A 13119-nucleotide genomic window follows, 5' to 3' on the forward strand; every position below is an offset into this window, starting at 1 on the left:
CACGGCGTGTATTTCGGTGTCGCGAACCAGTTCGATCCGCCAGAAATGGTCATTCTCAGCATCTACTTCGCCCGCGGATGCGACATCACGTAGTGCTCCCGCAACGTATCCGGAGTCACCTGCGTGTAAATCTGCGTGGTTGTCACCGAGGAATGCCCAAGGAGTTCCTGGACCGTGCGCACATCGGCGCCGCCCGCAAGCAAGTGGGTGGCGAACGAATGACGCAGCGTGTGAGGCGAGACCTCTGCAGTGATTTCGGCACGATCCGCCGCCGCGCGAATGACCAGCCAGGCGCTCTGCCGCGACAGCCTGGCACCGCGGGGGCCAACGAACAGCGCAGGAGTCCCCTTGCCGCGCTCAACCATCGCCGGACGCGCGCGCACCAGATAGGCAGCCAGCGCTGAACCGGCATGGCGGCCGTACGGCACGATCCGCTGCTTCGAGCCCTTGCCCGTCACACGCAAGAAGCCGCCCTCGCTGAGTACGCGGGTCGGGTCCGCCCACGCGTCACCAGCGGCATGCCCACCAACGAGATCGTCGAGATCAAGGTCAGCAACCTCGCTCACTCGCGCACCGCTCGCATACAACAGCTCAAGCAGGGCCCGATCGCGCAGCGCAACGGGATCGTCACCGCCCGTCGCCTCAAGCAGCGCGGTGACCTCATCGATCGTGAGCGCTTTCGGCAGCCGCTGGGCCTTCTTCGGCGTGCGAACTCCGCGGCCAGCAAACTCCGCAAGCACCCCCTCTTCGAAGAGGAACCGATGGAGCCCACGCACGGTCGACGTGCGGCGTGTGACGGTCGCTGGCGACAGGGGCGCGGATCCCCCGGCATCGCCTGCTCCGCCGGCAGACAGGCTGACCACGAAGGCAGAGAGCAGCGCTGGCGTCACCCGCGCGAGATCGGTGATCTGTTCGGACGTGAGCCAGTCGCCATACGCAGCAAGGTCGGCACGATACGCCTTCAACGTGTTCTCGGACAGGCCACGCTCAATGACCAGATGGCGCAACCAACGCTCGGCCGCCGCGTCAAAGGTGACCGCCATCGGTGCTACTTCGAGCGTTCGCCGCGCACGGTGTCGCGCGCGGGCCATGCGGTGTCGGCAGGACGCAGCGTCGACCAGTCGAGTGAGCGTGAGGTTGCCGCAGCCAAGATGCCGCCTGCGGTAACCGCGTTCTTGACGCGCCCCTCAAGCACCGCAGGGACGGCGTCCTCGAGCGGCACCCATACCGTGAGCATGTCGGCCTCTTCGGCTTCACGCTCGAAGGTGTGCTCGGTGGGGTGCACATCTCGTGCGAGGAAAATGCGCATGGCCTCCGATGATCCGCCAGGGGTCAAGAACAGGTCGATCAGCAGGTCCCAGCGCTCAGCAGCGAGGTCGGCTTCTTCTGCGAGTTCGCGGGCGGCGGCCAGATGGCCGGGCTCCCCCGCGACGTCCATGAGACCTGCGGGAAGCTCCCAGTCGCGGTGCGCGATGGGATGTCGGTACTGCTGGATGAGCAGCACCCGTCCGGCGTCATCGAGTGCAACGACTGCGACAGCGCCGGGGTGATCAATGTAGTCCCGCACGAGCTCGGTATCGCCATAGGCGAATCGATCTCGGCGCAGATCCCACACATAGCCGTTCGCGACGAGCTCGCTCGAGAGCACCCGCACATCACGTGCGGGTGCGTCTACGAGCGAGCCGTCGAACGACGCCCCGAGTTCGGGGTTAGGCGTTTGCGCCACCGTTGTTCTCCACCTCGAAGAGGTGCGTCGCCTCACGGCGCTCGATAGCTGCGCCTACCAGGCCAGCAAAGAGCGGGTGGGGCTTGCCCGGACGCGAACGCAGCTCAGGGTGAGCCTGGGTTGCGATGTAGTACGGGTGCACCTCGCGGGGCAGCTCGACGAACTCAACGAGCTCGCCATCGGGGCTGGTGCCCGAGAAGCTCAGACCAGCAGCAGCGATCTGATCGCGGAACTGGTTGTTGACCTCGTAGCGGTGACGGTGACGCTCTTCGACCATGGTCGAGCCGTACAGGTCGGCCGCAAGCGAGCCGTCAGCGAGCTTCGCATCGTAGAGACCGAGGCGCATGGTGCCACCGAGGTCGCCGCCGTCGATGTGTGCGTGCTGTTCTGCCATCGTTGCGATGACGGGAATTGCGGTGTCGGGATCGAACTCGGTGGACGATGCGCCCTCGAGACCAGCAACGTTCCGTGCGTACTCGATGACCATTGCCTGCATACCGAGGCAGAGGCCGAGAGCGGGCAGGCCGTTCTCGCGAGCGAAACGGAGTGCGCCAAGCTTGCCCTCGATGCCGCGGATACCGAAGCCACCGGGCACACAGATTGCGTTCATACCGCTGAGCTGCTCACGAGCGCCCTCGGGGGTCTCGCAAGTGTCAGACGGGATCCACTTGATGTTGACCTTGGTCGCGTGAGCGAAGCCGCCTGCACGGAGCGCCTCGGTCACCGACAGGTACGCGTCAGGAAGATCGATGTACTTGCCGACGAGGCCGATCGTGACCTCACCCTTCGGGTTGTGTACCGCGTCGAGTACGGGCTGCCATGCTGCCCAGTCGACCTTGGGTGCGCGATCAGCGAGGCCGAGGTGCTCAACGACGGTCTGGTCGAGGCCCTGGTCGTTGAACAGCTTCGGCAGGTCGTAGATGCTCTTGACGTCAATCGCGTTCACCACTGCGCCCTCTTCGACGTCACACATGAGTGCGATCTTCGAGAGGTTTTCCTTGGTGACGGGACGGTCACTGCGAAGGACGAGCGCGTCAGGCTGGATTCCCACCGAACGGAGCGAAGCAACCGAGTGCTGGGTCGGCTTGGTCTTCTGCTCGCCCGATGCACCCATGAAGGGGACCAGCGAAACGTGTACGAAGATGACGTTCTTGCGGCCAAGCTCGTGGCGAACCTGACGTGCCGACTCAAGGAACGGCTGCGACTCGATGTCGCCGACGGTGCCACCAATTTCGGTGATGATGACGTCGGGCTGGGGATCCTGCTCAGCCTGGAGACGCATACGGCGCTTGATCTCGTTGGTGATGTGCGGGATGACCTGGACGGTTGCGCCAAGGTAGTCGCCGCGACGCTCAGCTGCGAGGACGTCCGAGTAGATCTGGCCGGTCGTCACGTTTGCGGCACGCGACAGGTTGATACCGAGGAAACGCTCGTAGTGGCCGATATCAAGATCGGTCTCTGCGCCATCGTCGGTAACGAATACCTCGCCGTGCTCGAACGGGTTCATCGTGCCCGGATCGACGTTCAGGTAGGGGTCAAGCTTCTGCATAACCACGTGCAGACCGCGCGCGGTGAGCAGGTTGCCCAGGCTAGCTGCCGTCAAACCCTTGCCGAGTGACGATACGACGCCACCGGTGACAAAGATGTGCTTGGTCGTTTTACGCTGTTCCGCGTTTAGCTCTGCTTCCACGGGCTTTGATCCTATCAGCTGATTCTGGGGAGTACTGGACAGTTGTGCGAATTAACGGTTTTCTTGGCGCGGGACCCAGACCTGTTTGATGATCATGAGGATCGATGCCGTCACCGGAATCGAGATCAGTGCGCCAAGCAAACCAAGCAAAGTACCGCCCGCAAGGGCACCAATGACGACGAGTGCGCCGGGAACCGCGACGACGCGGTTCATGATCTTCGGCGTGAACACGTACGACTCAATCTGCATGTAGACGAGGTAATAAATTACGGCGATAAGTGCAGTCATGGGCGAGTTGAACAACGCCACGATTCCGACAAGAACGGTCGCCATAACCGAGCCGATGAGTGGGATCAGCGCGAGGATGAATACGCCAACGGCCACCAGTCCTGCGAACGGAACGCCGACAATGAGCATCATGATGAAGCCCAGGATTGAGTTCATGAGCGCAAGCAGCACCATGCCGTTGACGTAACCACCTACTGAGCCCGCAACCTGCTCAGTGATGTCCATCACCTTTGCACGGCTGCTGCGCGGTACGAGGGTGTAGAACCCACGCTTGATCGAACGCATTGAGGACAGGAAGTAGAGGCTCAGGATCAGAATGATGAGCGCTGCCGTGAGACCATTCGCGATGCCCATGCCGGCCTGCCACACACCGCCGGCGACCTGAGTCCAGTTTTCAGGCTTACTAATCAGGTCTTGACCTGACTTCAGCAGTGCTTGGAAGTCAACGTACTGACCAAAGCGTTCGTTGATGTCCTTGTACCAGGCTTTGGCGGTGATGTCTGTCACCAGCTCAGGTGCGCTCTGAATCAGCAGGTTCACCTGGTGCGCAAGCATCGGAATCACAATTGCCAGGATGGTCGCGATAATCGCGATGAACCCCAGGAACACGACGGCGATGCCGACGGGGCGCTTCATGCCACGCTTTTCAAACTTACGAACTACGGGGTCGAGGCCGAGCGCGATAAAGAGCGCCGCAACGACGTACATGATGATGGTGCTGAGCTGACCAAACATGTCTCCGACGAGAATCGCGACGAGCACACCGAGGGTGATCGTGAACCCCAGCACAAAGGGGCTGCGCATCGTGACAAAACGATTGCGCTTGTCCTCTGAGTCTGCCTTCGCTTCAACCGCAGCCGAGCGTGCGTCACGGTACAGCTCACGCGTATCTGCGTCCATCTCTTCGATGTTCGCATGTACGACGCCCGGCGTTGCCTCGGACGTGGGCTCCACGATCGTCTCTTCGCTCGGCGAAGTTGCGTCTTCGTTCTTGTGTCCGAATAGCTTGCTCATAGCGTCAGATTATCAGAGGACTTGCGAGACTCAAGGGGCAAGATTGAGGAGCTCTGTCGCATGTTCGCGGGCACTTTCGGAGCTCGAAAGCCCCGACAGCAGCCGCGCCATTTCATCGATTCGAGCTTCGCCTGAAAGTCGAGTGCAGCTGCTTTCTGTGAACCCACCGGAGGAGTCTTTCACGACCTGTAGGTGGTTGTTCGCGAACGCTGCGACCTGAGCAAGATGCGTCACCACGATGACCTGCGAGGTCTGCGCGAGACGAGCGAGCCTGCGCCCAATCTCGATTGCGGCCGCGCCGCCGATGCCAGCGTCGACCTCGTCAAACACGAAGGTGGGCACGGGATCTGCGCCTGCCAACACCACTTCAAGCGCAAGCATGACACGTGAGAGCTCGCCGCCAGAGGCGCTCTTCGCGACCGGTCGCGGCGTCGCACCCGGATGTGGGCTCAGTAGGAACTGCACCTCATCAGCACCGTGTCCCGCGAACGAGCCGAGAGGCTCGACCGTCACGATGAAGTCTGCGTCTGGGAGGGCGAGTTGCCGCAGTTCTGCGGTGACTCCTTTACGGAGCTTCGTTGCGGCCTTCGAGCGGAGTTCAGTTAGCTTTGCCGCCAGCTCGCTTTCCAAGACGCGGCATTCGTCGAGAAGCGCCGTGAGCGCCTCTTCAGAGCTCCCCTCACCCTCGATGTCAGCCAGCCGCTGTGCTGCCGTCTCAGCGTATGCGAGGACCGTTTCCGTGTCTTCACCGAAGAGTCGCAGCACTCGCTTGAGCGCCGACATGCGATCGTTCGCCCGTTCGAGTTCTGCGGGGCCTTCCTCGTCGAGATCGCTTGCGTACTCAGCGAGGTCACGGCCAGCGTCAGCAAGCTGGAATCGTGCCTCACGCAGCGTATTTGCCACGGCGTCGAGACGCGGATCAACGCCGGTCACTCGATCAAGATGGTGCAACGCATCATCAATCAGGCCTGCTGCGTCACGCGCCATCGGATCGTCGCCTTCGTTCGCCACGGCGTTCTGCGCAGCGGTTGCGGCGTCGCGCAGTGCTTCGACGTTGGCGAGCACCTCGATGCGGGAGGCAAGCTCGCGTTCCTCGCCTGGCTCAGGGTTGACCTCTTGGATGAGCTCAAGCTCTTCGCGCAGTCGATTCGCCTCAGCAGTCACGGCGTCACGCGTCTCACGGAGTTCAGTGATGCGACGCTCAAGGTTGGTGCGCTCATCGTGCGCAGCACGGTACTTCTTGGCGACTGCGGCGAGCGCCGAACCCGCGAAGCGGTCGAGCGTCTCACGCTGAGCGGCCGTTGATTTCAATCGCAACTGTTCTGACTGGCCGTGCACGGCAAAGAGCTGCTCGGCGAGGCGTCCAAGCGCACCAACCGGTACGCCAACTCCGCCAGCGACCGCGCGGCTTCGTCCTTCGGCGTTCACGGTGCGACTCAGCACGAGCTCGCTGTCTTCAATCGCACCGCCGACCTCGTCGACGATCGATGCAACGTCTGGGAACTCAGCTGCGTCAACGCGTACGATACCGCTCACGCGCGCCTGCGATGCGCCTGCACGAACGCTGCTCGCATCTGCGCGCTCACCCATCAGCAGACCGAGCGCGGTGACCACCATGGTCTTACCGGCACCCGTCTCACCAGTGATGGCGGTGAAGCCCGGCCCGAGCGGCAGGACGGTCTCTGCGATAACTCCCAGATCGCGGATCTGCAGTTCTTCAATCATGCAGCTCGCCCTCCATGGCCGCGCCAGCCTTCTACTGGCAGGTGGAACTTCCGCACGAGACGCTCAGAGAAGGGTGATTCGTCAAGGCGAGCAAGTTTCACGGTTTGCGCGGATCGGCTCACAATCACCACCGAGCCTGCGGGCAGTTCGGTGCGTCGACGCCCGTCACACCACATCACGCCAGGGCCAATGTTTTCTGGCAGGATCTCGACGGTGATCGTCGAGTCTGGCCCGGTGACCACCGGACGGTTGAACAGTGCGTGGGCAGCGATCGGCACCATGAGGAGCGCCTGCACGCCGGGCCACACGACTGGCGCACCAGCTGAGAACGCGTATGCGGTTGACCCTGTGGGAGTTGCCACCACGACGCCGTCGCAGGCAAACGAGGTCAGGGGACGTCCGTCAACTCCGGTGGCAACTTCAAGCATGCGACGGCGCTTCTCAACGCTGACTTCGTTGAGCGCCCAGGTCGCGGCGATCGTCTCGCCTTCGTGCTCAGCACGCACGTCAAGGGTGAGTCGCTCTTCAACGGTATAGCGACGCTGCAACACCGAATCGATGGTGAACTCAAGGTCGTGCATTTCCATCTCAGCGAGGAACCCGACGTGGCCGAGGTTCACGCCAACGATGGGGCATGCCGAGTCGCGCAGCACCTCAGCCGCACGCAAAATGGTGCCGTCGCCACCGAGCACGATCGCAACCTCAAGGTCTTCGATCTCGGCGTCAACACCGAGTACCTCAGTGCGCGCGGGGGCAAGGTACGGCGCAAACTCTGCCTGATCATCTGCGGTGAGCACGGGCACGACGTCGCGCTCGCGAAGTCGTCGCACCGTCTCTACCGTCGCACTCACTGCCTCTTCACGAAACGTGTGCGAGACAATCAACATACGTCGCACTGGTGCCTGTGTCATCAGTTGGCCCTCCCGGTTGCCGCTTCACTGCGATCAGCGGCCACCGTGCACAGCTCGGTGATCCGCGCATCCCATTCTGTCTGATCGCCGGGCGTACCGCGCGCGATCCACAAAAGAAATTCGCGGTTGCCTTCGCCACCCAGAATCGGTGAGTGCGCGATTCCCCGCGTAACAAAGCCGTGTTCTGCCGCTGAACTCATCACCTTGCGAATCGCAGATTTCCACTGCTCAGGGTCAAGCACAATGCCATTGCGCACGCGCCCAACCTCGAACTGGGGCTTCACCAGCACGGCAGCTTCTGCATCATCGCTCGCACAGCGTGCAATGGCCGGCAGAATGTGCGTCAGGGAGATGAATGACAGATCTGCAACGATGAGACTCGGCTGCTCAGTCTCGCCCGTAAGCTCGGCAAGGCTCGCTGCGGTGAGTTCGCGAGCGTTGCACCCCTCGATTGATCGCACTCGTGGATCAGCTGCGATCGCAGGAACCATCTGGTCATGCCCAACATCGATTGCCAGCACGACCGCGGGCTCGTGTTCGAGGAGTACCTGCGTGAAGCCGCCGGTCGACGCACCGAGGTCCATTGCAACGCGGCCCTTGGGCTCCAGCCCAAACTCAGCGATTGCCGCAACGAGCTTATGCGCGCCACGACTCACGAAGCGGTCTTCGCCGGTCACGGTCACCTCGGTACCCGCCGCAACCTTGAGGCCGGCCTTCCGTGCCTGCACTCCGTTGCACGCCACCGCACCCTCGGCAATGAGCTCACCAGCCCGGCTGCGCGAACGTGCGAGGCCAAGCTCGGCTACGACGCGATCGAGGCGCGCTTCGTCACCCTCCCACACAGCAGAGCGCTGGAGATTGGTTGTTCCGTCAGTCATTACTCAGCACCCACATCACTACGCTCAAGTTCCGTCACCAGCGCGCTATACATCTGCTCAAACCCGGCTGCTCGTTCGGCAAGCGGCATCGCTTCAATGACCGCGACCTGCTCGGCGCATTGCTCGACAGCCTCGGCCGTGTCTACGACCCCGGATTCTTGCTGCGTACTCATGTGTTCCAGACTATCTCTGACCACTGACACTGGGCATGTGTTGCGCCAGAAGGCGGCCAATTTCCGCCATACGGAAAATAAGTTCGTCGAACCGAACAATGAACTTTTCACTATGGAATACAATTTGGTGCATGCCTCGCACATCTTCGGTCGAGATTCGGACATCACCGAACCGACTGCTCGCGCTCCTTGGCCCCGCGTTCGTTGCGGCGATCGCGTATGTCGATCCTGGCAATGTCGCGGCCAACATGTCGGCTGGCGCCGAGTATGGCTATTTGCTGCTGTGGGTGCTGGTGCTTGCGAACGCTATGGCAGCGATCGTGCAGTACCTTTCCGCGAAGCTCGGTCTCGTCACTGGGCAGAGCCTGCCCGCGCTACTCGGCAAACGTCTGTCAAACGCCAGTCGGCGTCTCTATTGGCTGCAGGCCGAACTCGTCGCGGCCGCGACCGATCTCGCCGAGGTTATTGGCGGTGCACTTGCGCTGTACATCCTCTTTGGCATTCCGCTGTTGCCAGGCGGCATCCTCGTTGGCATTCTGTCGATCCTCATCCTCATGCTGCAGGGCAAGCGTCAACGCCAGTTCGAGGGCGTGATGATCTTCATGCTCATCGTGATCACCGTTGGCTTCGTCGGCGGCTTGCTCTTCGTCAACATCAATCCGACCGAGCTTGTCGCTGGTCTCGTTCCCCGCTTCGCTGACGTCCAGTCGCTCCTGCTTGCCACGAGCATGCTCGGTGCGACGATTATGCCGCACGCAATCTACCTGCATTCATCGCTGTCGCGCGATCGCCACGGCGCAACGATTGCCGAGTCTGGTGATGATCCGCGCCTCATCAAGCGCTTGCTCAAGGCGTCAAAGGTCGATGTGTTCCTCGCGCTCATTCTTGCTGGTGGCGTGAACATTGCCATGCTCGTACTCGCTGCAGCAAGCCTGCAAGGTGTCGATGGCACTGACACGATTGACGGCGCCGCGAACGTTATCTCAACGCACCTTGGTGCTGGCGTCGGGATTGTCTTCGGCATCGGGCTCCTCGCGTCCGGCCTCGCATCAACCTCGGTCGGCGCCTACGCTGGCGCCGAGATCATGGCTGGCTTGCTTCGGGTGCGGATCCCCCTGCTCGTCCGCAGGATCGTGACACTCTTGCCTGCCCTCATCATTCTGGGCTTCGGTATCGACCCAACCTGGTCGCTCATCATCAGCCAGGTCATACTCTCCTTTGGCCTACCGTTCGCGATCATCCCGCTCGTTGCGCTCACCGGAAAGAGCGAACTGATGGGCAGGTACGTAAACAAGCTTCCATTGCGGATCGCAGGTATCGTCATTGCGGCCGCTATCGTCGTGCTGAACGGTGCGTTGATTGTGCTCGAGCTCGCCGGCATGGCCTAGCTCACACTTCGGGTTCACCCGTAAAACACAAAAATCCCGCTGGGGACACTACCGAATTTGGTAGCCTCCCCAGCGGGATTCTTGTCATTACAGCTTAAAAGCGCCAGTTGTCCTCGTAGATGATCTCGGGAACCTTCAGACCATAGATCGCGAGCCCCGAGTTCCAGATCGCACCACACCCCGCACGCAGCAGATTGATTGCACTGTCGCCCTCGTCGACGACGCTCGCTATGTGGCCGTCCATGCGCACGCGAGCGCTACCGACACTGACGGAACCATCACGGCGGATCTCCGTCGCGGGATACGGCTCGAACAGTTCCGCGAGCGAAGCCACGATGTAGTTGGGTCGCATGTCCTGCGAGGCGGCAACGAGCTGCTTCGGGCGATCCGCCCCTGTCAGCACGTGCAGCGAGGCGATACCAGCCTCGTGCGCGCCCTTGATGTCAGTGTCCAAGCGGTCACCGAGCATGAGCGGATTCTTCGCACCGAAGCGATTTGCAGCGGTCTCAAACATGGGACGCTCTGGCTTTCCAGCGAACTCAGGAAGGCGCTGGACCGCGGTGTGTACCGCCGAGACGAGCGTACCGTTACCTGGCGCGAGACCACGGGCGACCGGGATCGTCCAGTCGGTGTTAGTTGCGACCCACGGGAGCGGATCGCGACCAGGCTGATCAGCGAGCGCGAATGCGGCCTCCGCCAGCTCGGTCCAGCCCACCTCGGGAGCGAAGCCCTGGACAACGGCATCGGGGTTATCGTCTGCGCTGCGCGTCGTGCGGAAGCCCGCCTTCGCGAGCTCATCCATGATGCCCTCGCCGCCAATCACGAACACGAGCGCACCAGGCGCTACGCGTTCGCGCAGCACGGTCACTGCAGCCTGCGGCGACGTGACAACCTGATCCACAGCGGCCTTGAGACCAAGGCTCTGCAGGTGTGCTGCCACGTCGCGATCAGTGCGCGAAGCGTTATTCGTGAGGTAGCCGATCTGCATCGACTCAGCCGCACGATTGAGGTGTTCAACCGCGCCAGGGATCGCGCCAGCGCCGCGGTACACGACACCGTCGAGATCGGTCAGGATCGCATCACGACCAGTAATTGGCGCGTCAATCATCTTGCCGCGTCGGCTAAACATCCCCACGATAACCCTTCCTAGGAGTCAGGCGACTCGTTAGTCGTTCTGCGCTTCGGTAGCTGCTGCTTCAGTAGCTGCCTCAGCTACGGGCTCAGCCGCTTCCTCTTCCGTTGTTTCAACTGCGGGCTCTGCAGCCGGTTCAGCCTCGGCCTCGACGTACGCCTCAGCGTATGCCTCGTCGGCGTCGTCCTCGTCAGCTTCGGCGTCGTCACCAGCGGTGTCGACGATACCAGCCTCAGCGAGAAGCTCAGCGACCTCGTCCTCGATGCTCATCGAGTCGTCTTCGGTCTCAGCTTCAGCCTCTTCCTCGGCCTCAGCCGAAGCGTTGTCTGCAGAAACATCAGCGTCAGCGTCGACAGCGGGTGCGGCCTCGGCGTCAGCCGCTGAGTCTGCTTCGTCAGCATCGTCAGCGTCATCGGCTGGAGCATCGGTGTCGCTGTCGCGATCCGCGCCCTCTTCCGAGTCGTTTGCTGCGTACGCATCGTCGTCATCGAACTCGATGGGCTCTTCTTCAACGATCTCGAAGACCTCGAGCTGGTCGAAGCCGGCAGCATGCTCGTGCAGAGCAGCTGCTGCGCGGTCGGCATAAGCGAACCACTTCGCGGACTCCTCAGCCCGGCCAAGATCCTCGAGGACGGTTGCGTACGCACCGAAGAGCTCGGGGCTCCACGAGAACGCACGGTTCGGGTTGAGCTCAGGGATCTCCAGCTCGAGCAGTGCCTGCTGAGTCTGGTTGAGATCGAGACGTGCGCCCGACATTGCGATCGCGAGGTGCACGCGCTGCTCGGTATCGAGCTTGCTTGCATCAACCGCGAGGCCAGCCTCGATCGCCTTGTCGGGGCGCTCCATGCCGCGCTCCGAATCAACCAGGATCGCGATGTGATCATCACGGCCGCTGAGGCGACGGAAGGTGCGGATCTCACGCAGCGCGAGCGCAAAATCGCCAGTACGGTATGCGGTCATCGCGAGGGTCTCACGCGCAACCGGGATACGGCCTGCACGGCGGCTTGCCGAAATCGCGTGCTCGTGAGCGAGCGCAGGATCATCGTCAATCAGCAGTGCAACCATTGCGAGGTGTCGCGCGACCTTCTCGGCGGTCTCCGCCTGGAGGGTCTTCAGCTCAACGCGTGCTGCCGGGTGCAGATCGCGCTCGGTGATCGAGTCAGGGATCTGCGGATCTTCGTGCTCCGCACGAACGGGGCGCAGCGAGTGCTGGAGGCGCTCTGATTCGGTGAAGACACGATCCGCGCCACCACGGTCGCTGCGGTTACCACCGCGGGTGCCACCGCGGCCGTAATCACCGCCTCGCTCGTCCTGGCCGTCACGGTCAAAAGGGCGGCGGCCCCCACGATCATTACGGTCGTTGCGGTCGTTGAAGCGACGGTCGCCGCCACGATCATTACGATCGTTGAAACGGCGGTCACCACCACGGTTGTCATCGCGGTTGAACGGCTTACGATCACCGCGGTCGTTGAAGCGACGCTCGCCACCACGATCATCACGGTTACGATCACCGTAGCCACCCTGACGGCGGTCTCCACCTTCACGGTTGAACGGCTTACGATCGCCACGATCGTCACGGTTGAACGAACGACGATCATCGCCATCACGGTTGAAAGGCTTGCGGTCACCACGATCATTACGATCGTTGAAACGACGGTCACCACCACGGTTGTCATCGCGGTTGAACGGCTTACGATCACCGCGGTCGTTGAAACGACGCTCGCCACCACGATCATCACGGTTACGATCACCGTAGCCACCCTGACGGCGGTCTCCACCATCACGGTTGAAAGGCTTGCGGTCACCACGATCATTACGATCGTTGAAACGACGGTCACCACCACGGTTGTCATCGCGGTTGAACGGCTTACGATCACCGCGGTCGTTGAAACGACGCTCGCCGCCACGATCATCACGGTTACGATCACCGTAGCCACCCTGACGGCGGTCTCCACCTTCACGGTTGAACGGCTTACGATCGCCACGATCGTCACGGTTGAACGAACGACGATCATCGCCATCACGGTTGAAAGGCTTGCGGTCACCACGATCATTACGATCGTTGAAACGACGGTCACCACCACGGTTGTCATCGCGGTTGAACGGCTTACGATCACCGCGGTCGTTGAAACGACGCTCGCCACCACGATCATCACGGTTACGATCACCGTAGCCACCCTGACGGCGGTCTCCA

11 protein-coding genes are annotated in these 13119 nt (G+C 61.9%); 1 reads left to right on the top strand and 10 read right to left on the bottom strand.

Features of this window, described 5'->3' with window-relative positions; translation table 11 throughout:
- Positions 1-62: 62 nt before the first annotated feature.
- From ICM05_RS07510 to ICM05_RS07545, 8 genes are read right to left on the bottom strand one after another with little or no spacing between them, the layout of a single operon-like run.
- A complete protein-coding gene (locus tag ICM05_RS07510; RefSeq protein WP_188023952.1) occupies positions 63-1043 on the bottom strand; it encodes a site-specific tyrosine recombinase XerD in 981 nt (326 codons plus the stop codon).
- Positions 1044-1048: 5 nt separating this feature from the next.
- Complete coding sequence (locus ICM05_RS07515; protein ID WP_188023953.1) at positions 1049-1726, bottom strand: NUDIX hydrolase; 678 nt, start codon at positions 1724-1726, stop codon at positions 1049-1051.
- On the bottom strand, positions 1710-3416 hold the full coding sequence (locus ICM05_RS07520; RefSeq protein WP_188023954.1) for a CTP synthase: 1707 nt from the start codon (positions 3414-3416) through the stop codon (positions 1710-1712). Before ICM05_RS07520 ends, ICM05_RS07515 begins: the two co-directional genes overlap by 17 nt.
- A 51-nt stretch (positions 3417-3467) precedes the next feature.
- Positions 3468-4718, bottom strand: coding sequence for an AI-2E family transporter (locus ICM05_RS07525; protein WP_188023955.1), 1251 nt, complete (start codon positions 4716-4718; stop codon positions 3468-3470).
- A gap of 30 nt (positions 4719-4748) precedes the next feature.
- Complete coding sequence (recN, locus tag ICM05_RS07530) at positions 4749-6443, bottom strand: DNA repair protein RecN (protein WP_188023956.1); 1695 nt, start codon at positions 6441-6443, stop codon at positions 4749-4751.
- Positions 6440-7354, bottom strand: coding sequence for an NAD kinase (locus ICM05_RS07535; protein ID WP_188023957.1), 915 nt, complete (start codon positions 7352-7354; stop codon positions 6440-6442). Before ICM05_RS07535 ends, recN begins: the two co-directional genes overlap by 4 nt.
- Positions 7354-8232 (bottom strand): TlyA family RNA methyltransferase, encoded by an 879-nt coding sequence (locus ICM05_RS07540; RefSeq protein WP_188023958.1) that lies wholly within the window; start codon positions 8230-8232, stop codon positions 7354-7356. The genes ICM05_RS07535 and ICM05_RS07540 overlap by 1 nt, the downstream gene beginning before the upstream one ends.
- Complete coding sequence (locus ICM05_RS07545) at positions 8232-8405, bottom strand: hypothetical protein (protein ID WP_188023985.1); 174 nt, start codon at positions 8403-8405, stop codon at positions 8232-8234. Before ICM05_RS07545 ends, ICM05_RS07540 begins: the two co-directional genes overlap by 1 nt.
- A 131-nt stretch (positions 8406-8536) precedes the next feature.
- Between ICM05_RS07545 and ICM05_RS07550 the strand changes: the two genes are divergently transcribed.
- The gene (locus tag ICM05_RS07550; RefSeq protein ID WP_188023959.1) at positions 8537-9793 is read left to right on the top strand and encodes an Nramp family divalent metal transporter; all 1257 of its coding nucleotides are present in this window, start codon (positions 8537-8539) and stop codon (positions 9791-9793) included.
- 94 nt (positions 9794-9887) lie between these two features.
- Here the strand turns inward: ICM05_RS07550 and ICM05_RS07555 are convergent, their stop codons facing one another.
- Together ICM05_RS07555 and ICM05_RS12760 are read right to left on the bottom strand one after the other, a co-directional pair.
- Complete coding sequence (locus ICM05_RS07555) at positions 9888-10922, bottom strand: HAD-IIA family hydrolase (protein ID WP_188023984.1); 1035 nt, start codon at positions 10920-10922, stop codon at positions 9888-9890.
- A 36-nt stretch (positions 10923-10958) separates the two neighbouring features.
- Positions 10959-13119: hypothetical protein (locus ICM05_RS12760; RefSeq protein WP_251364551.1), on the bottom strand; the 2161-nt coding region annotated here is incomplete at its 5' end.

This window comes from Leucobacter sp. cx-42, assembly GCF_014529985.1.
In the GTDB taxonomy this organism is placed as follows: domain Bacteria; phylum Actinomycetota; class Actinomycetes; order Actinomycetales; family Microbacteriaceae; genus Leucobacter.

Bases quoted from the DNA above. Each gene is read 5' to 3' on its own strand.
- ICM05_RS07510 (WP_188023952.1), bottom strand. From the start codon at position 1,043: ATGGCGGTCACCTTTGACGCGGCGGCCGAGCGTTGGTTGCGCCATCTG.
- ICM05_RS07525 (WP_188023955.1), bottom strand. From the start codon at position 4,718: ATGAGCAAGCTATTCGGACACAAGAACGAAGACGCAACTTCGCCGAGC.
- recN (WP_188023956.1), bottom strand. From the start codon at position 6,443: ATGATTGAAGAACTGCAGATCCGCGATCTGGGAGTTATCGCAGAGACC.
- ICM05_RS07535 (WP_188023957.1), bottom strand. From the start codon at position 7,354: ATGACACAGGCACCAGTGCGACGTATGTTGATTGTCTCGCACACGTTT.
- ICM05_RS07540 (WP_188023958.1), bottom strand. From the start codon at position 8,232: ATGACTGACGGAACAACCAATCTCCAGCGCTCTGCTGTGTGGGAGGGT.
- ICM05_RS07545 (WP_188023985.1), bottom strand. From the start codon at position 8,405: ATGAGTACGCAGCAAGAATCCGGGGTCGTAGACACGGCCGAGGCTGTC.
- ICM05_RS07550 (WP_188023959.1), top strand. From the start codon at position 8,537: ATGCCTCGCACATCTTCGGTCGAGATTCGGACATCACCGAACCGACTG.
- ICM05_RS07555 (WP_188023984.1), bottom strand. From the start codon at position 10,922: ATGTTTAGCCGACGCGGCAAGATGATTGACGCGCCAATTACTGGTCGT.